General features: G+C 72.3%; 20 protein-coding genes. 9 read left to right on the top strand and 11 right to left on the bottom strand.

The genetic code is table 11. The features are described from left to right. Positions 1–53 precede the first annotated feature (53 nt). The 5 genes from B118_RS0103880 to B118_RS0103860 form a co-directional block, all read right to left on the bottom strand. Positions 54–1229: a cysteine desulfurase family protein gene (locus B118_RS0103880; RefSeq protein ID WP_026185359.1), complete on the bottom strand. Its 1176-nt coding sequence runs from the start codon at positions 1227–1229 to the stop codon at positions 54–56. 91 nt (positions 1230–1320) lie between these two features. Further along, on the bottom strand, positions 1321–4029 hold the full coding sequence (locus B118_RS0103875) for an HAD-IC family P-type ATPase (RefSeq protein WP_028192397.1): 2709 nt from the start codon (positions 4027–4029) through the stop codon (positions 1321–1323). Positions 4030–4180: 151 nt separating this feature from the next. After that, entirely contained in the window at positions 4181–5140 is a 960-nt protein-coding gene (locus B118_RS0103870) for an electron transfer flavoprotein subunit alpha/FixB family protein (protein ID WP_018220811.1), read from the bottom strand. 14 nt (positions 5141–5154) lie between these two features. Continuing rightward, positions 5155–5934 (bottom strand): electron transfer flavoprotein subunit beta/FixA family protein, encoded by a 780-nt coding sequence (locus B118_RS0103865; RefSeq protein WP_018820780.1) that lies wholly within the window; start codon positions 5932–5934, stop codon positions 5155–5157. 180 nt (positions 5935–6114) lie between these two features. After that, positions 6115–6528, bottom strand: coding sequence for a hypothetical protein (locus tag B118_RS0103860; RefSeq protein ID WP_018220813.1), 414 nt, complete (start codon positions 6526–6528; stop codon positions 6115–6117). A gap of 64 nt (positions 6529–6592) precedes the next feature. On the opposite strand from B118_RS0103860, the gene B118_RS0103855 reads away from it, so the two are divergent. Beyond that, positions 6593–7000 carry a PLD nuclease N-terminal domain-containing protein gene (locus B118_RS0103855; protein ID WP_027645338.1) on the top strand — a complete coding sequence of 136 codons (408 nt, stop codon included), beginning with the start codon at positions 6593–6595 and terminating at the stop codon, positions 6998–7000. A gap of 6 nt (positions 7001–7006) precedes the next feature. Here B118_RS0103855 and B118_RS0103850 read toward each other — a convergent pair whose 3' ends face one another. Then, a complete protein-coding gene (locus B118_RS0103850) occupies positions 7007–8629 on the bottom strand; it encodes an acetolactate synthase (RefSeq protein ID WP_028192396.1) in 1623 nt (540 codons plus the stop codon). 72 nt (positions 8630–8701) lie between these two features. Next, on the bottom strand, positions 8702–9475 hold the full coding sequence (locus B118_RS0103845) for an enoyl-CoA hydratase/isomerase family protein (RefSeq protein ID WP_018220816.1): 774 nt from the start codon (positions 9473–9475) through the stop codon (positions 8702–8704). A gap of 97 nt (positions 9476–9572) precedes the next feature. On the opposite strand from B118_RS0103845, the gene B118_RS0103840 reads away from it, so the two are divergent. Beyond that, on the top strand, positions 9573–10106 hold the full coding sequence (locus tag B118_RS0103840) for a DUF6232 family protein (protein ID WP_028192395.1): 534 nt from the start codon (positions 9573–9575) through the stop codon (positions 10104–10106). Positions 10107–10165: 59 nt separating this feature from the next. Then, entirely contained in the window at positions 10166–10645 is a 480-nt protein-coding gene (locus B118_RS0103835) for a DUF6232 family protein (RefSeq protein ID WP_026185361.1), read from the top strand. A 64-nt stretch (positions 10646–10709) separates the two neighbouring features. Here the strand turns inward: B118_RS0103835 and B118_RS0103830 are convergent, their stop codons facing one another. The 3 genes from B118_RS0103830 to B118_RS0103820 form a co-directional block, all read right to left on the bottom strand. Beyond that, the gene (locus tag B118_RS0103830) at positions 10710–11606 is read right to left on the bottom strand and encodes a ribokinase (RefSeq protein ID WP_028184443.1); all 897 of its coding nucleotides are present in this window, start codon (positions 11604–11606) and stop codon (positions 10710–10712) included. Between the two features lie 78 nt (positions 11607–11684). Further along, positions 11685–12560 carry an ABC transporter ATP-binding protein gene (locus B118_RS0103825; RefSeq protein ID WP_018220820.1) on the bottom strand — a complete coding sequence of 292 codons (876 nt, stop codon included), beginning with the start codon at positions 12558–12560 and terminating at the stop codon, positions 11685–11687. An 80-nt stretch (positions 12561–12640) separates the two neighbouring features. After that, positions 12641–13816: an ROK family transcriptional regulator gene (locus B118_RS0103820; protein ID WP_026185362.1), complete on the bottom strand. Its 1176-nt coding sequence runs from the start codon at positions 13814–13816 to the stop codon at positions 12641–12643. Positions 13817–13934: 118 nt separating this feature from the next. Between B118_RS0103820 and B118_RS0103815 the strand changes: the two genes are divergently transcribed. Beyond that, complete coding sequence (locus tag B118_RS0103815) at positions 13935–15389, top strand: glycoside hydrolase family 3 N-terminal domain-containing protein (protein ID WP_028192394.1); 1455 nt, start codon at positions 13935–13937, stop codon at positions 15387–15389. A 285-nt stretch (positions 15390–15674) separates the two neighbouring features. Here B118_RS0103815 and B118_RS0103810 read toward each other — a convergent pair whose 3' ends face one another. Then, positions 15675–16337: a GNAT family N-acetyltransferase gene (locus B118_RS0103810; protein ID WP_018220823.1), complete on the bottom strand. Its 663-nt coding sequence runs from the start codon at positions 16335–16337 to the stop codon at positions 15675–15677. Between the two features lie 158 nt (positions 16338–16495). Here B118_RS0103810 and B118_RS0103805 point away from each other — a divergent pair, with 158 nt between their 5' ends. From B118_RS0103805 to B118_RS0103785, 5 genes are all read left to right on the top strand, one after another. After that, positions 16496–17188: a response regulator transcription factor gene (locus B118_RS0103805; protein ID WP_018220824.1), complete on the top strand. Its 693-nt coding sequence runs from the start codon at positions 16496–16498 to the stop codon at positions 17186–17188. Next, positions 17181–18215, top strand: a complete 1035-nt coding sequence (locus B118_RS0103800; RefSeq protein WP_018220825.1) for a sensor histidine kinase — start codon at positions 17181–17183, stop codon at positions 18213–18215. Before B118_RS0103805 ends, B118_RS0103800 begins: the two co-directional genes overlap by 8 nt. Before the next feature lie 60 nt (positions 18216–18275). Next, positions 18276–18452, top strand: a complete 177-nt coding sequence (locus tag B118_RS32315; RefSeq protein WP_202902319.1) for a hypothetical protein — start codon at positions 18276–18278, stop codon at positions 18450–18452. A gap of 139 nt (positions 18453–18591) precedes the next feature. Beyond that, positions 18592–19110, top strand: a complete 519-nt coding sequence (locus tag B118_RS0103790; RefSeq protein ID WP_028192393.1) for a hypothetical protein — start codon at positions 18592–18594, stop codon at positions 19108–19110. A 33-nt stretch (positions 19111–19143) separates the two neighbouring features. After that, positions 19144–19971: a DUF72 domain-containing protein gene (locus B118_RS0103785; RefSeq protein WP_027645342.1), complete on the top strand. Its 828-nt coding sequence runs from the start codon at positions 19144–19146 to the stop codon at positions 19969–19971. Positions 19972–20174: the final 203 nt, after the last annotated feature.

The following is a 20174-nucleotide window of genomic DNA, read 5'->3' as shown; positions in this document are numbered from 1 at the left end:
CTCTCCGCCGACGGTGCCGGCGAAGCGGCTAACTGCCGCCGGGCGTCGACGGGTCAGCGCGAAGCGCGGAGGCCACCGGCCCGCCGGGCCCGGTCGACCGCCTCCGGCAGGGCCGCGATCAGCGCGTCAACCTCCGCCGATGTACTGGTGTGACCGAGCGTGAAGCGTAGCGAGGAGCCGGCACGAGCGCTGTCGGCACCCATCGCGAGCAGCACATGACTGGGCTGGGCGACCCCCGCCGAGCAGGCCGAGCCGGTGGAGCAGGCGATGCCCTGCGCGTCGAGCAGGAGCAGCAGCGCATCGCCGGCACAGCCGGGAAAGGAGAAGTGCGCGTTGCCGGGCAGGCGATCGTTCGGGTCCCCGTTGAGCACCGCCTCCGGCACCGCCTGCCGCACCCGCGTCACGAGGTCGTCCCGGAGCGCGGCGACCCGGGCCGCGTACTGCTGCTGGTGTCGAACCGCCGTCTCCAGGGCGACCGCGAAAGCGACGATTCCGGCCGTGTCCAAGGTCCCCGAGCGGACATCCCGCTCCTGGCCACCCCCGTGCAGCAGCGGGGTCACCGCGACGTCCCGGGCGAGCACCAGGGCACCAACCCCAGCCGGCCCGCCGAGCTTGTGCCCGGTCACGGTCAACGCCGAGACGCCACTGGCGGCGAAGTCCACCGCCACCTGACCGACCGCCTGGACCGCGTCGGTGTGCAGCGGCACCCCGTGCTCGGCGGCCACCGCGGCCAACTCGGCGACCGGCTGGACCGTACCCACCTCGTTACTGGCCCACATCGTCGTGATCACCGCCACCTGGTCGGCGGCGGTGGCCAACTCGGCGCGCAGCCGCTGCGGGGTGACCCGGCCGAGGGCATCGACCGGGAGCCAGCTCGCCTCGGCGCCCTCCTGCGCGGCCAGCCAGTCGACGGCGTCGAGCACCGCGTGGTGCTCCACCGCGCTGGACACCACCCGGGTCCGCCGGGGATCGGCGGATCGGCGGGCCCAAAAAATGCCCTTGACCGCGAGGTTGTCACTCTCGGTGCCACCACCGGTGAAGATCACTTCGGCGGGGCGGGCACCCAACGCGGCGGCCACCCGCTCGCGCGACTCCTCCACGCGGCGGCGGGCCTGGCGGCCCGCCCCGTGCAGGGCGGAGGCGTTGCCGACCTCGCGAGCGGTGGCGACGTACGCCTCCAACGCCACGTCGAGCATCGGAGTGGTCGCCGCATGATCCAGATAAGCCATCAGGGCCAGCCTAACGACCGAATCGGCGTCAGCCGGAAGCCGGCGGGCTTCCCGAGGGAAGAGTCGCACCGCGTGGGCACGCCAGCTCGGCTCAGCCGAGCCGGCGGCCGAACCAGCCGAACCGCTTGTCGAGTGCCACGACGGCACCGGCCACGAGGGCGACGCCCAGGATCCGCAGCCACGTTCCGGGACCGATGGGCGCCGTCCGGAACAACGTGTTCAACACCGGCAGGTAGGTGAGCGCCACCTGGCCGAGGGCCTGCAGCAGCACCCCGCCGATCAGCCAGCGATTGCTGAACAGCCCCAGCCGCCACGCCGAGTGGCGCAACGACCGGCAGCTGAACAGATAGAAGACCTGCACCGCGACGACGAGGTTCACCGCCGCGGTACGAGCCTGCGCCAGTTCCGCGCCGCCGCTGCGCTCCCACTCAAACACCCACCAGGCACCGGCCACGACCAGTGCGGAGACGAGCAGAATCCGCACCACCAGAGCGCCGGTCAGCAGCGGCTGGGCCGGATCCCGGGGCGGCCGGGACATGATCCCGCCCTCCTTCGGCTCGAACGCGAGCGTCAGCCCGAGCAGCACCGCCGAGGTCATGTTGATCCAGAGGATCTGGCTGGGCAGGATGGGCAACGCGGTGCCGAGCACGATGGCGACGAGGACCAGCATGCCCTCGGCCGCGTTGGTGGGCAGGGTCCAGGTGATGAACTTGGTGAGGTTGGCGAAGACGCCCCGCCCCTCCTCGACGGCCGCCTCGATCGTGGTGAAGTCGTCATCGGTGAGGATGATGTCCGACGCCTCCTTCGCCACCTCGGTGCCGCTGCGTCCCATCGCCACCCCGATGTCGGCCTGCCGCAGGGCCGGCGCGTCGTTCACGCCGTCCCCCGTCATGGCCACCACCTGCCCATCGGCCTGCAACGCCTCCACCAGCCGCAGCTTCTGCTCCGGCGACACCCGGGCGAAGACCGCCGCCCGGTCCACCGCCGCCGGGCTGTCGGCGGGCGAGAGCCGCGCCAGGTCGGTACCGGAGAGCACCGCGCCGGGCCCCGGCTCCGCGGCCAGCAGTCCGAGGCGACCGGCGATGGCGCGCGCGGTGCTCTGGTGGTCGCCGGTGATCATCTTTACCGAGATTCCGGCTCGCTGGCTGGCCGCGATCGCATCGGCGACCGCGGCCCGGGGCGGATCAAGCATGGCGTGCAGACCGGTGAAGACCAGGCTGCCGGGTAACTCCTGCTCCGCCAACTCGGCCGCGCCGTCCAGCCGCACCTGCGCCGTGGCCAGCACCCGCAGCCCCTCGCCGGCGAGCGCTCCGGCGGCGGCCAGCACCTCCTCCCGGTCCAGTGGCACCGGTTGCCCCTGCTCGTCCAGCGCCCCGACGCTCCACTCCACCAGCCGCTCGACCGCGCCCTTGACCAGCACCACCCGTCCGCCGTCCCGAACATCGTGCAGGGTCGCCATGAACCGCCGCTCCGAGGTGAACGGGATCGACGCGACCCGGGGCAACTCCTCGGCCACCGCCGCGGCCCACAGGCCACCCTTGGCCGCCACCACCAGCATCGCGCCCTCGGTCGGGTCGCCGAGCACCACGTACTCCTCGTCCCGCTCGACCAGCCGAGCGTCGTTGCAGGCCACCCCGGCGAGCAGCGACCAGCGCAGCGCCCCGGCATCGGAGATCCGGGCGGCCTCGCCGTCGAGCCCCCGGAGCTCACCGGCTGGCCGGTATCCGCTGCCGGTGACCTCATACCGGCCGGCGACTGTCCAGAGCGCCCGTACCGTCATCTGGTTCTCGGTCAGGGTGCCGGTCTTGTCCGTACAGATCACCGTCGTGCTGCCCAGCGTCTCCACCGCCGGCAGTCGCCGGATCACCGCTCGCCGGCGGGCCATCCGCCCCACCCCGATCGCCAGCGTGATCGTCACCGCCGCCGGCAGCCCTTCGGGAATGGCCCCCACCGCCAACGCCACGGCGGCGGTGAACATCTCACTGCCGCTCTCCCCCCGGAGGATGCCGACTCCGAAGGCCACCCCGGCGAGCACCAGGATCACGACGGTGAGCAGCCGGCTGAATCGGGCCAGTTTGGTCGTGAGCGGGGTGTCCAGCACCTGGGCGCTGCCGATCAGGCGATGAATCCGACCCAGCTCCGTCTCGGCACCGGTGGCCGTGACCAGACCGGCCGCCGAGCCGCCGGTGACAAGCGTTCCGGAGTAGAGCAGGTTCCGACGATCGGCCACCGGCGTCCCGTCCGGGACGACGACCTCGTCCTTGCGGACGGGCTGTGACTCACCGGTCAGGGCCGACTCATCGACCCTGACCTCGTCGGCCCGGGCCAGGCGCAGGTCAGCGGGGACCTTCTCCCCCGCCTCGACCAGCACCAGGTCCCCGGGGACGACCTCCGCCGACGGCACCCGCCGCGGTTGGCCATCCCGGACCACCCGGGTCTCGGTCCGCACCATCGACCGCAACGCGTCCAGCGCGGCCTCCGCCCTGGACTCCTGCAGGAACCCGACCAGGGCGTTGACCAGGACCACACCGAAGATCACGACCGAGTCGACGTACTCGGCGAGCAACAGCGTGACCAGGCCGGCACCCACCAACACGTACACGAGGGGGTTCTGGAACTGGCGGAGCAGCCGGCGGAGCAGGCCGCCGCGACGGGCGGCCGGCAGGACGTTGGCCCCGAAGCGCTCCCGGCGGTCGGCCGCCGCCGCGTCACTCAGGCCGCGCTCGGTGTCGGTCTCAAGCAGCAGCACGACCTCGGGCAGGGCCAACGCGTGGTGACCCCGGTCGGGCGTCCTCGGCATCCGCGCTCCTCGTTCCCTGCCTCGGCCGGGGTGCGTACGGGCACGCAGGCCATCCTCGCAGGTTGACGGGGCGGCGGTGCGTGGACGCCGATACGACCAGCGCCGGGAACCTCGTGGGGCTCCCGGCGCTGGTCGTGGACGACAAGTCAGCTCACCGGCGCTTGCGGATCTCCTCGGCGGTCTGCGGTACGACCTTGAACAGGTCGCCCACCACGCCGAAGTCGGCGAGTTCGAAGATCGGCGCCTCACCGTCCTTGTTGACCGCGATGATCGTCTTTGAGGTCTGCATGCCGGCCCGGTGCTGGATCGCGCCGGAGATACCGAGCGCGATGTAGAGCTGCGGGGAGACCGTCTTGCCGGTCTGACCCACCTGGAACTGGTGCGGGTAGTAGCCCGAGTCGACGGCGGCGCGGGATGCGCCGACGGCGCCACCGAGCAGGTCCGCCAGCTCCTCGACGAGCTTGAAGTTGTCGGCGGTGCCGACCCCACGGCCGCCGGAGACGACGACCGACGCCTCGGTCAGCTCCGGACGGCTGCCCTTCTGCTCGGCGACCCGGTTGACGACCCGGGCGAGCTTGTCGGCGGCCGGGACCGAGACGGTGAGCTGCTCGACGGCCGGGGTGGCCGCGGCCGGTTCCGGGGTGACCGAGTTCGGCCGAACGGTGACCAGCGGCAGGCCACGGGTGACCTTGGACTTCACGATGGTGGAGCCGGCGAAGACGACCTGCGTCGCGGTGCCGTCGGCGTCCAGCCCGACCACGTCGGTCAGGATGCCGTTGTCGAGCTTCACCGCGAGCCGAGCGGCGATCTCCTTGCCCTCCTGGGCGGAGGCGAGCAGCACGGCGGCGGGCTGCACCCGCGTAACCAACTCGGCCAGGACGGTGGCCTTGGGCGCGACCAGGTAGCCGTCGATCTCCGCGCTCTCGGCGGCGTAGATCTTCGCTGCCCCGTACTCACCCAGCTTCGCGCTCAGCGCCTCGGCTGCGCCGGGGCCGCCGAGCACGACCGCGCTCGGCGTACCCAGGCCACGGGCGAGGGTGAGCATCTCCAGGGTGACCTTCTTGACGCCGAACTCCTGGGTGGCTTCGACGACGACGAGAACCTCAGACATGTCCAGACCTGCTCTCACACGAACTTCTCGGTGGCGAGGAACTCGACCAGCTGCGTGCCGCCGGCGCCCTCGTCGGTGACCTTCGTGCCGCTGGAGCGCGGCGGGCGCTTGCTGTGCTCCAGCACGGCGCTGGTCGCGCCGGCGTGGCCCACCTCGGCCGGGGCGACACCGAGGTCGGCCAGGGGCAGGGTCTGCACCGGCTTCTTCTTGGCGGCCATGATGCCCTTGAAAGAGGGGTAGCGCGGCTCGTTGATGGTGTCCCAGACGGAGACCACGGCGGGCGTCTCGGCGGTGATCACCTCGTAGCCCTCCTCGGTCTGCCGCTCGATGGTGAGCGTGCCGCCGTCGACGGTGAGCTTCCGGGCGCCGGTCAGCGCGGCGACGCCGAGCCGCTCGGCGATCATGTGCGGTAGGACCTGGACCCGGCCGTCGGTGGACTCGGCACCACAGAGCACCAGATCGGCGTTCAGCTGCCCGAGCGCGGCGCTGAGCACCTTGGCGGTGGTCACCGCGCAGGACCCGGCCAGGGCGTCGTCCAGGACGTGTACGGCCTTGTCCGGCCCCATGGAGAGCGCCTTGCGGATCGACTCGGTCGCCTGGTCGGGCCCCATGGTCAGGAGGGTGACCTCGCCGCCGTGCGCCTCCTTGATCTTCAACGCCTCCTCGATGGCGTACTCGTCCATCTCGTTGATGACGTTGTTCGCCGAACCGCGGTCGACGGTGTTGTCGTCAGTACGCAGGTTGCGGTCCGCGCCCGAATCGGGCACCTGCTTGACGAGTACGACGATATTCATCGCGCTTCGACGACCCTCCTGTGGTTGATGCGATTCGCTCGCCCGGTATGGGGCGCAGCCTCCCGCGTAACTCAACGTGCGGTCAACCGCGGACGCTGTGCGGTTGCCCACGACGCCATGTTACCCACAAGTAGCTTCCGCCTCCGGGGCCCGTATGGTGACACAGCTCACCGGGGTGACTCAGGCCGGCTCCACCAGCGCACCCCGAATGCGCTCGATCATCGCTGTCTCCCGCGGGGTGACCCCCCGGTGGGCCCCGGCCGCCTGGTCGGCGGCGGCCAACACCACCTCCTGGTAGGTCCGCACGTCCTGCGGCGACTTCTCCCGCAGGATCGCCACCGCCCGGGTCAGCGCCGGCAGCACCACAGACTCGATCTCGAGCTCCGAATCGCGCGGCAGTCGAGGCAGGGGACCACTGGTCAGCACCGCCTTGACCATCCCACTGGAGTCAGCCAGCGCGGCGGAGGCGGCGAAGCTCTCCCGAACCAGCGCCAGCACACCGGGCTCCACATTTGACACGAGGACGACCGCGCCGAAGGCGCCCGTCTTGAGGGTCAGCCGCTCCTCGGCCGTCAACCGCTGCTCCATGATCACGGAGTGTAAATGTCGCGCCCGCCGCGGGGTGCGGCAACAACCACGGGTACGTCATGATGGTGTCATGGCTCGGCTGTACGTTCTCCTCTTCCTCGCGCAGGTCGTCCTCGCCGTCGTCGCGTTGATCAGCTGTCTCTCGGCCGAGGAGGGCGACATCCGCGCCCTGCCCCGGATCGCCTGGGTGCTGGTCATCCTCTTCTTCCCGCTGGTCGGCTCGATCGCCTGGTTCGTCGCCGGCCGGGAGACCAGAGTCGGTCAGCCCGGAGCCGGCCGGCCGGCCGGCAACGGTCTCACCGGGCGCCGGCGCCGCCCGGTCGCCCCGGACGACGACCCTGAGTTTCTCCGTTCGGTCGAGGAACGCACCCAGAGCCAGGCCGACCGGGAGCTCTTCCGCCGCTGGGAGGAGGACCTGCGCCGCCGGGAGGACGATCTGCGCCGCCGGGACGGTGAGCAGAAGCGACCCGACGCCTGACCCGTCTCAGGCGAGATTCGACGACCGGGGGTACGCGTCAGCCGGGTCGGTAACCACGTTGACCAGATACGGCACGCCGGCCGCGAAGGCCCGCCGCAGCGCAGCCCCCAGGTCGGTGGCGCTCGTCACGGTCTCGCCCGCACCGCCCAGCGCCTGGACCACCTGGTCGTAACGGAGCTCCGGCTGGAGGTCGGCGGCCACGTCGTAGCCGTACAGCGCCCGCATCGGATGCTTCTCCAGCCCCCAGACGCCGTTGTTGCCGACGACGATCACCACCGGCAACCGCTGCCGAACCAACGACTCCACATCCAGCAGGGAGAAGCCGGCCGCGCCGTCCCCCATCAGTACGCAGATCTGCCGGTCCGGATGGGTGACCCGCGCGCCCATGGCGTAGCCCATCCCGGTGCCGAGGCAGCCGTACGGACCGGGGTCGAGCCAGGTGCCGGGCTGGGCGGGCTCCAGGTACCGCCCCGCGTACGAGACGAAGTCGCCGCCGTCGCCAATGGTGATCGCGTCTCGGGCCAGCACGCGGCGCAGTTCGCCGTAGACCCGGGCGGGCCGGATCGGGTCGGTCTCCGCGGCCATCTCCGCGGCGTCGCGGGTGCGGGCGGCGTCCTCGGCGGCCCGCAACTCGGCGACCCACTCCGTGTGGTCGCTGCGGGCGCCGGGGTGGTCGGCGAAGGCGGACAGAATCAGTCGCAGGTCGCCGGCGGGTGCGGCCGCCGGCTGGCGGTGCCCGGCACGCTGACCCGGCGCGTCCACGACATGCACCACCGCCGCGGCGCCGAAGTCGCCGAAGTTGAGCCGGAAGTCCAGCGGCGTGCCGACGACCACCACCACGTCGGCCTGCTGCAACGCCACCCGGCGGGACTTGGCGAAGGCGAGCGGGTGCTCCGGCGGCAGCGCGCCCCGGCCCATGCCGTTGGTGAAGACCGGCACCGTGAGGGCCTCGGCCGCCGCGCGCAGCGCGGCAACGGCATCGCCGGCGTAGACGTCGGAGCCGGCGATGAGCACGGGTCGCTGACCCCGGGCGATCAGGTCGGCGGCCTTCGCCACCTCCGCCGGGTCCGCCTCGATCGGGGCGATCGGAGCGACGGCCGGCAGGTCGGCATCGGCCACCGAGAAGGCCACCTCCAGGGGGAGGTCCACAAAGACCGGGCCGCGATGCGGGGTGAGCGCCGTGGTCAACGCGGCACCCACCGCGCGGGGGATGTCCTCGGGGCGCAACACCGTCTCGGCGTGCTTGGTCACCGGGGCAACCAACGGCAGGTGATCCAGCTCCTGGAGACTGCCCGCGCCCCACCGAAACTGTGGTGCTCGCCCACCGAGCACCAGGATCGGTGACGCGTTGAAGAAGGAGCTGGTCAACCCGGAGATGCCGTTGGTGACGCCCGGTCCGGCGGTCAGTACGGCGAGGCCGGGGCGGCGCTGCAGCTTTGCGACCGCCTCGGCCGCGAAGACCGCCGACTGCTCGTGCCGGACGTCATAGATCGGAAACCCGAGCTGGTGCGCGGCGTCGTAGAGCGGGAAGACGTGCCCTCCGGAGAGGGTGAACATCTCCCGCACCCCGTGTGCCCGCAGCGCCGCCAGCGCGAGCGCCCCGCCGTGCCCCTCGATCCGCTCCGACATGACCAGCTCCCCTGACCACGGAAGATCCGGGCATACGCTACCCAGCGGTAGCCGGAAAGGGAACGCCCCGGATCAGCGTCCGGTGAAGTCCGGCTTGCGCTTCTCCACGAAGGCCGCCATGCCCTCCCGCCGGTCGTCGGTGGCGAACAGCGCCGCGAAGAGCTGGCTCTCCCAGGCCAGGCCGGAGGTCAGATCCATCTCCAGACCGCCGTCGACCGCCAGCTTCGCCGCGCGGAGGGCCTGCACCGGCCCGGTCAGGTACGGCTGCACCAGGGCCACCGCGGCGGGGTAGACCTCGGCGGCGGGGACCACCCGGTCGGCCAGCCCGATCCGGTGCGCCTCCGGCGCGTCCACCATCCGGCCCGACATGATCAGATCCTTGGCGCGGGCCGGGCCGACCAGGCGGGCCAGCCGCTGGGTGCCGCCGGCGCCGGGAATGACGCCGAGTTTGATCTCCGGCTGGCCGAGCTTGGCGTCCTCGGCGACCACCCGCCAGTCGCAGGCGAGGGCCAGCTCGCAGCCCCCGCCGAGGGCGTACCCGGTGATCGCGGCGACCACCGGCTTGGGAATCTGGGCGATCGCCCCCAGCGCACCGGAGAGCGCGACCGCCCGCTCGGACATGTCCACGTAGGACATCTCGGCCATCTCCTTGATGTCCGCCCCGGCGGCGAAGACCCGGTCCCCGCCGTACACGATGACCGCGCGGACGGCCGGGTCGCCACCCGCCTCGGTCGCCGCGGCGCGCAGCTCCTCCTGCACCTGGGTGTTCAGCGCATTCATCGGCGGCCGCTCCAATCGGATGGTGCCGATGCCGTCCTTGATCTCCAGCCGCACGAACTCGCCCACGCCGTCCCTCACTTCCTCGTCGAAGTAGCGTGCCAACCTTACGGCCCGGCCGCCGGGGCCGTAGTCTGGCGCCAGCCCCGTAGCCGGGAGTTCGGAAATGGTCACGCACTACCACGATAAATCGATACAAGTAACATCCAGGGCTGTCCAGGTGCTGGACCAGACCTTCCCGCTGGCCGAGATCAGCGCCGCGTGGCACCACCGCGGCAGCCGCTCCTGGCGCGTGCTGGTCGGCCGCGGCGCGATCGGCGCCGCCCTGGCCGGTCCGCTGGTCGCCGCGGTGGCGGGCATCGCGCTCGCGCTCTGGCTCAGCCGCTCCCCCACCGTCACCATCGCCATCATCGGCACCTCGGTGCTGGTCGGGCTCGCGGTCGGGCCGGTCGCCGACTTCCTCTTCGAACATCTGGATCGCTCATACGCCCGGGGCAGCCGCCGGCTGGAGATCTGGATCCGTTGGCAGGGCCGGCCAATGCTGCTGTTGGCGACCGCGGACGCGGTGCGGTTCGGGCAGATCTACCGAGCCCTGCAGCGCGCCATCGAAGCCAGTCAGCCGGCTCCCCAACCAGCGCACCCGGCGGCGAGATCGGCCCACTCCCGCGCCAGCAGCCGGAGCGGCCCGGTGCCGAAGTAGGGGCCGGCGCCGGCCCGAGCGGGCCGACCCACACCGACCGACCCCGGTTAGGGTTAATGATGACCCTCTATTACCGGGACGACGCGGTGCAGGTGACCTCCGAGGCGATCCGGTCGGGCGGGCTCCGGGTACCGATAGCCGAGATCAGGTACGTCTGGCACGCGAAGGGGCGAACCACCCTCGCCGTCCGCGGGCGGCTGCTCAGCCGCGGTGTCCTGGTGCTGCTGTTGTCGCTGCCGCCGCTGGCGGCGGTGCTCTGTGCACTCTCGCTGGTCTGGTCGGCGCCGGAGCGAGGGTGGCTGCCGGTGCTGCTCACTCTCGCCGGGTGCCTGCTGCTCGCGTTGGCCGTGGCACCCTTCCTGGAGCTCCCGCTCAGCTGGCTGGACCGCTCCTACGAGCGGGGAAACCGGGTGCACGAGCTGTGGGTGCAGGCACAGGGCCGCGAGCTACTGCTCCTGCGCACGCCGGACGCGCTCCGGTTCGGCCAGATCTACCGCGCCGTGCAGCGCGCCGTCGAACAGCAGACCTACGACCGGTGACTCGGCCGGCCAGAACATCCCGCCGTCACGGCCACCACCCGCCCGCGCGTGCGGTGCGGGAGAGTCAGCTCAGCCGGTACAGCTCGTCGATCTCGTCTCGGCGGGGTAACGCCACCGAAGCGCCGAGCCGCCGAACACACGCCGCGCCGGCGCCCGCCGCCCACCGCACCGCGTCCACCAGGTCGCGCCCCTCCCCCCAGCCGACCGCGAGCGCGGCCGAGAACGCGTCGCCGGCCGCCGTCGAGTCAACAGTCTCGACCGGCACCGCCGGGACGCATGCCCGGCCGCCCTCCCGGTCGCCGTACCAGGCGCCGGAGACACCGAGGGTGAGCACCGCCCGAGGGGTCAACTCCAGTAGGGCCGCCGGCTTGTCCCGACCGTGACCGGTGAACGTCTGCGCCTCGCTCTCGTTGACCACCAGGACGTCGGTGGCGGCGAAGAGCTCCGGCGGTACGGTCCGGGCCGGCGCGGCGTTGAGCACCACGCGGGTACCGGCGGCACGCGCCGCCACCGCCGCCTCGGTGACGGTCTCCACCGGGATCTCCAACTGGGCGACCAGCACATCCGCCTGGCGGATGGCGGTCAGCTCCGGCTCGGTCAGCCCGGTCATCGTGGCGTTGGCGCCGGGACTGACCACAATGGCGTTCTCCCCCTCGGCGTTCACCATCACCAGGGCGACCCCGGAGGCTCCGTACGCGACCCGCAGCTGGCTGGTGTCCACTCCGGCCGCGGTGATGCGGGCGCGCAGGGTGACGCCGAAGGCGTCGGAGCCGATGGCACCGAGGAACGTGCAGGCCGCGCCAGCCCGGGCGGCCGCGATGGCCTGGTTGGCGCCCTTGCCGCCCGGCACCATGACGAAGTCCGCGCCGAGTAGCGTCTCCCCCGGTCGAGGCAGCGTCGCAGCGGTCGCCACGAGGTCCATGTTGGCGCTACCCAGTACGACCACCCGGGTCTGTGGCATCGCGCACCTCCGGTTGTGCGGATTTGGGGGCTACGGAATCCCTTCCCGGTCAGGGCCCGACGTGGGCCGGGCCGTGCCTCAACCGGCACGGGCGGTGTAGCGGTCGCCGTGCCGCTCCACCACCAGGGACAGCCCGAACGTCTTGCTGAGATTGTCCCCGGTGAGGACATCGGTCAGCAGGCCCTGCGCCATCACGTTCCCGTCGCGCAGCAGCAGCGCGTGGGTGAAGCCGGGCGGGATCTCCTCCACATGGTGGGTGACCAGCACCAACGCCGGGGCATCCGGGTCCGCCGCCAGCTCCGCGAGCCGGGCCACCAGCTCTTCGCGGCCCCCCAGGTCAAGCCCGGCGGCGGGCTCGTCGAGCAGCAACAGCTCCGGATCGGTCATCAGGGCCCGGGCGATTTGTACCCGCTTCCGTTCCCCCTCGGAGAGGGTGCCGTACCGGCGGTCGGCGAGATCTCCGACGCCAAGCTGGCCGAGCAGGGCTCGGGCCCGGATCTCGTCGCCGCGGTCGTACTCCTCCCGCCAGCGGCCCACCACGGACCAGGACGCGGTCACCACCACGTCCACGACCCGCTCCTCGGTGGGGATCCGCTCGGCGAGGGCCGCGGTGGAGAGCCCGATCCGCGTCCGCAGCTCGGTCAGGTCGGTCCGGCCAAGCTGCTCGCCCAACACGTGGGCAAGCCCGGCGGTCGGGTGCAGTCGACCACCGGCCAGGTTGAGCAGCGTGGTCTTGCCGGCACCGTTGGGACCGAGCACAACCCAGCGCTCGTCCAACTCGACCTGCCAGTCCATGTCGTGCAGCAGGGCCGCACCAGCGCGACGCACGGTCACGCCGTCCAGGCTGACCACCAGATCCGCGTCCACGGCGGCGGGGGCGGGGGCGGCACCGGCGGGGCCGGGGATCAGGGCACCAGTCACGACTCCATCCAACCACGCACCGGTCAGCCACACCCGAGCCCCCGAAGAGCCACCGGAGCGAGGCGCGGTCGACCGGCGGAGCGGCGACCGCACCATCACACCGTCCCCGCCGGTCAGCTCGTCGTGGAGCCGAACACCTCGTCCCGGACCGCCGCCAGGGCGGTGTGCAGCGCGCCGCGCAGAATCGGCTCCTCGGTCAGCCCGGTCGGCACCACCCGCGGCCGAACCAGCGCGATCGCCGCCACCTCTCGCTGCACTCGTTCGGCCAACGCCGCCCCGCCGGCCCCGCCGACCGCACCAGCCAGGACCACCAGCGGCGGATCTAACACCACACAGGTGCTCGTCACGCCGAGCGCGAGCCGACGGGCCAGCTCGTCCAGCATCGGAGCACCCGCCGCGCCGTCGGCGGCCGCCGCAGCGACCCCGCCGGCCGCCGTGGCGTCGGGGTACCCGTGCTCCCGGGCGAGCGCGCGAACCGCCTCCGCGCCGACGAGCTGCTGGAAAGCGGGCTTCGTCCGAAGGGCAGCGGCACGCGGGATCGGCACCCCGGGCACCGGCAGCCAGCCGATCTCTCCGGCAGCGCCGGTGCTGCCGTGGTGCAGCCGCCCGCCGATCATGATCGCCAGGCCGATACCGGCGTCCACCCAGGCCAGGACGAAGTCGGCTACGCCCTGCGCCGCTCCCGACCGCGCCTCCGCCATCGCCGCCAGGTTGACGTCGTTCTCGAAGACCAGGGGGATGCCCAGGTCCTCCCGGAGCTCACCGAGCAGGCCGGCGTGCCACCGCGGCAGGTTGAACGCGAAGGTGATGTCACCACTGGCCGGATCCACCAGACCAGGGGCGCCCAGGACGACCCGGCGTACGGTCGCCAGGGGCGCCCCGGCGCTGCTCGCGGCTTCGACGACGGCGCTGTGCACCAGGCTGGCCGGGTCCTCAATGTCGCCAGTTGCCTGCTCGGAGCGGCCGACCACCGTCCCGGTGATGTCCGCGCAGGCGGCGACCACCTGTTCGGCGCCGAAATCGACCCCGACCACGTGGGCGCTTCCCGGGCGGACGGCATAGAGCTGGGCGTTCGGACCCCGCCCGCCCACCTGCTCACCAACCCGGGTGACCAGCCCTCGTTCCTCCAGGCGCTCGACCAGCTGGGAGGCGGTGACCTTGGACAGACCGGTCAGCTCGCCCAGCCGCGCCCGGGTCAGCGGGCCCTGCTCCAGTAGCAGCTCCAGCGCCGCGCGGTCGTTGAGCGCCCGCAACAGGCGAGGAGTGCCGGGGAGCCGGGTCATAGTCATGCCAGTCCTCGAGGGTTCATAAAACCAGCCACATGCAACGACGAAAGAGGTAACCGTAGCGTAACGACCACTGAGCGAGCGGGTAACTGGTCGTACCGACAGCGAGACAGGGGAGTAGATGGATCCAGGAATTCGCCGCCTCGTGCTGGGCACGCTGCTCGCCGCGTACCCGGGCCCGGTACCACCACAGTGGGCCATTGATCTGGTCGGCGACGGCCTCGCCGGACACACGCTCTTCGGCACCAACGTACCCAACCCCGAACAGGTGGCGGCCAGCACCGCCGCGCTCCGCACCGCCCGGTCCGACGTTCTGATCGCGATCGACGAGGAGGGCGGAGACATCACTCGCCTCGCGCACGCGACCGGAAGCCCGTACCCCGGCAACGCCGCGCTCGGCGCGATCGGCGACGTGGCGCTGACCCGACGTGTCCACGAGGCCATCGGGGCGGAGTTGGCCGCCCTCGGCATCACCGTCAACCTGGCCCCGGCCGTTGATGTCAACAGCGCCGACGAGAACCCGGTGATCGGCACCCGCTCCTTCGGTCGCGACCCGGATCAGGTGGCCGCGCACGCCGCCGCCGCGGTGGCCGGCCTGCAACACGCCGGCGTCGCCGCCTGCGCCAAACACTTCCCCGGCCACGGCGCCACAGTCGCCGACTCCCACCACGAACTGCCCACGGTCGACGTCCCCCTGGCGCTCCTCCGCCAGCGGGACCTACCGCCGTTCGCGGCGGTGGTCGACGCCGGCACCCGGGCGGTGATGACGGCGCACATCCGGATCCCGGCCCTGACCGGGGCTGGCCCGGCCACCTTCAGCCGGGCAGCCCTGGTTGGGCTACTACGCCACGAGTACGGCTTCACCGGGGCGGTCGTCACCGACGCCCTCGAGATGAGGGGCGCCATGTTGGCCACCGGCGGGGTCGGCCCGGCCGCGGTCGCGGCGCTTGCCGCCGGGGCGGACCTGCTCTGCCTCGGCGCGCAGGTCGATGCTGGCCTGGTCGAGCAGGTCGCCGGCGAGATCGGGACGGCGCTCACCGACGGCCGGCTGGAGCGGGCGCGGGTCGAGGAGGCGGCCGGCCGTACCGCCGAACTCGCCGCCCGGACCCGGACCACCGGCGCCGCCAGCCCCCTGCCCACCCAGCTCGGGTACGCCGCCGCCCGCCGGGCCGTCCGGGTGGAGGGCACGTTGACCGGGCTCGGCCGTCCCCTAGTGGTGCAGCTGCAGGCCAGCCGGACAGTCGCCGAGGCACGGGTGCCGTGGGGACTCGGCCCACACCTCAGCGGCGTCGAGCAGCTGCGGGTGGTCGCCACCGGCACGGACCCGGCGACCCTGCGCCGGATCGCCGGCGAGCGGACGATCGTCCTGGTCGGCCGGCGGCTACACCTGCTCCCCGGCGCCGCCGACCTAGTGGCGGCGCTCGCCGCCCAGCACCCGGTGGTGGTGGTCGAGATGGGCTGGCCCGGGTTGTGGCGGCCGCCCGGAGTCGACGCCTTCGTCACCACGTACGGCGCCAGCCACGCCAACGGCCGCGCCGCCGCCGAACGCCTCGGGCTGACCACCGGACATACCTAGTACGCTCCGTTACCGGCGACGTCAGCCGGCCACACAGCCTCTTAGCGCAGGTCAGAGTCCAGTTTTCGACACACCGACACCTCCTATCACCCCTTGCCTACCCGCCACTAAATACGTAGCGTCACAACTGCATCCGGCGATCTGCCCCGGGCGGCCAGCGGGGCCTGGGGGGAAGGACGCGGACCGGGGCTCCGGCCCGGGAACTCCGGTCCGCGCCCTACCCACTCCCGGCGGCACGCGCCGGCCGCCACCTCACCTCTGCCCTGGTGCGGGTCGCGCTCGAATTCAGCCCGGGTAGACCCCGAACGACAGCCAGCCCCGGTCGGGGAAGCCGGCCGCCTCGGCCACCCGGGCCGACGCCGTGTTCTGCCGACTGTGCAGGTACGTCGGCACCGCCCCCTCGGCGAGGACCCGGCGCGCCGCCTGGGCGACCAGCCGACGGGCCAGCCCCCGCCCCCGGGCTGCCGGGACGGTGCCCACCGCCAACTCCCGGCCGTACGCGTCATGCCACTTGACGCCGACCCCGGCCTGGTACTCGCCGCGGTCGTCGCGCACCACCAGCACCGGCCGGTCGAACAGTCGGAGCCAGGACGGCAGGCCGGGCGAGGTCGGCGGGATCCACTCACCGACCTCCGGCAGCGGTGCGGGGTCCTCGGTCCACCGAAACACGTCGTCGTGCACCACCCAGTCGGGGTGCCCGACAGCCGCCGGCAGGCCAGCGAGGAGCCGCCGGGACGAGCCCCGGGCCAGCTCCCGGACGGCTGCGACCCGTGCCGGCGCCACGGAGAGCACCTGGTGCTCCCCGGCGGAGACGGCGATCGCCGGCCGGAGCCGCCCGTCCCAGGCGGGTTCGGCCCGACGCCGAGCGGCGACCACATGCCGACCCGGGCCAGCCGGCCACTGCCCCAGCCAGGTGGTCAGGTGCAGGTGAAGCCGCCGGCTGTCCATCGCCCTCCTCCGAGGTCCGCTCGTCGCGACGTCGTACACCCCGCCCAGGGGGCGGACCCGCGGGTCGCGGGCCACCGCCGCCGACGACGGCCGTAACCGCCTCGCAAGATCTTAAGCTGATCATCGCGGCTAGGCTGGGCAACGACGAGGGAGGCCCGGTGACGCAACGGGTACTGGTCGTTGACGACGACCGAACAGTCAGTGACGTGGTCTGTCGCTACCTGGTACACGCCGGCTACCAGGTGCGGCATGTCGGCGACGGCGATTCGGCGCTCGCCGCGGTCGCCGCCGAACCGCCGGACCTGGTCGTGCTGGATCTGATGCTGCCCGGGCTCGACGGTCTGGAGGTATGCCGGCGGTTGCGCGCCAAGCCGGACGGGGTGCCCATCATCATGCTCACCGCGCGCGGCGACGAGGCGGACCGCGTCCTCGGCCTCCAGCTTGGGGCGGATGACTACCTCGGCAAGCCGTTCTCGCCCCGGGAGTTGGTCCTGCGGGTCGGGTCGGTGCTGCGGCGCAGCGGTGAGCCTCGGACGGCACCGGCCACCGTGCTCCGCGACGACGCGCTCGTGGTCGAGACCGGCCCCCGGGTGGCCCGGCTGCACGGCCACGAACTGACCCTCACCGTGCGCGAGTTCGACCTGCTGGCCTACCTGATGCGACACCCCGCCCGGGCGGTGGGCCGGGCGGAGTTGCTGGAGCGGGTGTGGGGCTGGAACTTCGGTGACCAGTCAACGGTGACCGTGCATGTTCGCCGGCTACGGGAGAAGGTGGAGGCCGATCCCGCGAACCCCCGGCGGATCGTGACGGTCTGGGGCATCGGCTACCGATACGAGCCGACCGATGGGTGAACTGGCGCTGATCTTCGCGTTCGCGCTCGGTCCGGCGCTTGGTGTCGGCGCGTTCGGCGCACTCGCCCTGCGCCTGCTGCGCGGACGCTCGGTGACGGTACACATCGTCACCCTGCTGGTCATAGCGGTGACCGCGATGGTGGCCGCGGTGGCCATGGTCGCCGACCAGATGTTCCTCTCCCCGCACGACCGGAACGTGGTGCTGATCACGGTGGCGGCGGCGGCCCTGGTGGTTCTCACGGTCGGCTGGCTCTTCGGGCGCCGCCTGGCCGCCGCCGCGGTCTGGGCGGACCAGGCCCGGCAGCGGGAACGCCAGATCGAACAGGGTCGGCGGGACCTCGTCGCCTGGGTGTCGCACGACCTGCGAACCCCACTGGCCGGGTTGCGCGCGATGGCTGAGGCGCTGGAGGACCGGGTGGTCGACGATCCCGCGACGGTGAGCGAGTACCACCGCCGGATCCGGGTGGAGACCGATCGGATGACCCGGCTGGTCGACGACCTCTTCGAGCTCTCCCGGATCAATGCCGGCGCCCTGCGCCTGACCCTGTCGGCGGTGCCCCTGGGCGATGTCGTGTCGGACGCCGTCGCCAGCACCGCACCGCTGGCAGCCGCCTGCCGAATCCGGCTGCTGGCACCCGACTCGGGCTGGCCGACCGTACTGGCCAGTGAGCCGGAGCTGGCCCGGGTGGTGGGGAACCTCCTCCTCAACGCCGTCCGCTACACCCCGTCGGAGGGGACCGTCCGGGTCGAGGCCGGAACGGAGGCCAACTGCGCCTGGTTGGCGGTCGCGGACACCTGCGGCGGCATCCCCGAGGCGGATCTACCCCGCGTCTTTGAGGTCGCCTTCCGCGGCGAGCGAGCCCGCACCCCCTGCCGCCCCAGCACCGGGGAGTTGGCCAGCTCCGGAGGACTGGGGCTGGCGATCGTACGAGGGTTGGTCGAGGCGCACGGCGGCCGGGTGCAGGTCCGCAACACCACCGGTGGGTGTCGGTTCGAGGTCCGGCTGCCCCTGCCGGGAACCGCCTAGCAAATCGACTGTTACCGTTATCTTCAATAGACGTACAACATTGTCTGGAATGGTGGGGTCATGCCGAACCCGCCGCAGCACCGCCGCTGCCATGACTCCAGCCCACTCTGGCCAAGCGCCTGGATTGCCGCGGAACGCTTCCCGGCCCAGCCACCGCACCGCGGCATCCGCGCCTCGCCGCTACTCACCTGGGTTGAGCTGAACCGCCGGCCCACCCGCCACCCCAACACCCACTGACCCTCCGTCGGGCCCCGGGGCGGTGCCCGGGGCTCACCCCCGCCACCGCACCGCCCGGCGAGCCGACGCCGGCGTTCGCACACCTGTCGGGTAACGTCTGCTGGTCCGCGACCGGGCTACGACAGGAGAAGTTCCGCGCATGGGCAAGAAGACGATCCGCGTCTCCGACTTCAGCGGCCGGGTGCTCCAGCCCGACGACGAGGCCACCCGGGTGGTCGTCCTGGAGCACCCGGACCTGGTTGCCGGGCCCGTACAGTTGGACGCCACCCCGGCCGAGGTGGAGAACATCGACGACGCGGCCCTGGACGTCGCGATCGTGGAGATCCACGACAGCCACGGTGAGGGCGAGCCGCGCCGGGTCGTACTGACCGCCAGCGAGTTCGATTCGATGGCCACCGACACGCCGATGGCGCAGTTGCTGCGGACCGCCGAGCGGATCCGCCCGCCGAAGAGCCGCCGCGCCGCCGAGAAGGTCGACTACGGCACCATCGAGCACGCGGGCCGGCCGCACCGGGGTCGGGTCACCGAGGAGGAGGCCCGGCTGGTGCGGGAGCGGCTGGACGAGGTCAACAAGCGCCTCGCCGACTCCGGCGTACGCCAGATCGACCCGGCCGATCCGGAGCACGCCGCCCGGTACGGCTTCCCCACTCCGGACTGACCAGCTCGCGTGCGGCTCCAGGTGGGATGCGCGATGTGGACGCACAAGGCGTGGCAGGGTCGCCTGGTGGCCCACCCGCTACCAGCGCCCGAACGCCTGCGGCACTACGCCGGGTGGTGCACGGCGGTGGAGGGGAACACCACCTTCTACGCGACCCCCTCCCGGGAGACCGTGTCCTCCTGGGCGCAGCAGACCGACCCGAGTTTCGGGTTCGTGCTCAAGCTGCCCCGGGTTGTCACGCACGAGCGTCGCCTCGGTGCAGTGGACGAACCGCTGCGTGCCTTCCTCGACGCGATCGAGCCCCTGGGGCCCCGGGCACAGGCTCTCTGGATCCAGCTGCCGGGTTCCTTCGCTCCGGGCGATGTGGCCACCCTGGCCCGCTTCCTGCGGCGCCTCCCCCCGACCTACCGGTACGCGGTCGAGGTGCGCCACCCCGCGTTCTTCGTCGACCCCGGCGCCGCCCAGTTGTTGGTCGAGACGCTGGCCGCCACCGGCACCGAGTGGATTCCCTTCGACACCACCGCGTTCTTCGCCCGGCCCCCGACCAGTGACGCGGAGCGGGATGCCTGGACGAAGAAGCCTCGGATGCCACTCCGCTCGGAGGCGCTGACCGACCGGCCGGTCGTCCGTTACCTCGGCCGGGACGATCCCGACCAGACCAGCGCGGGCTGGCGGCGCTGGGTCGACACCGTCGCCGGCTGGCTCCACGAGGGCCGCTCGCCCACCTTCTTCGTCCACACTCCAGACAACGCCGACGCCCCGGTGCTCGCCCGCCGCTTCCACGACGAGGTACGCGCCCGCGTCCCCGCGCTCGAGCCGCTGCCCCGACCGGCTCCGGTGCAGCCGCTGACGCTCTTCTGAGCGCCGTCGCCGCCACGCGCGGCCCCTCCTGGGCGCCGCCGCCCCGGCCACCGTCGTCGGCGTCGACTCACGTCGCGGAGGCCAAGTCAATCGCCCTTTTGCCCAGACCGACATCCTTAACGCCCGGTACGCGTTGATCCTGACGGTAGAGATATTTCTACCCGCACAGGGTGATAGGTGGCTAAAGGTGGCTGCTGCCCTAT

The sequence above is a fragment of the Salinispora pacifica CNR114 genome (assembly GCF_000514775.1).
Lineage (GTDB): Bacteria > Actinomycetota > Actinomycetes > Mycobacteriales > Micromonosporaceae > Micromonospora > Micromonospora pacifica.
Note: the sequence above shows the minus strand (reverse complement) of the source record. Positions and strands in the feature narration are given on the sequence as shown.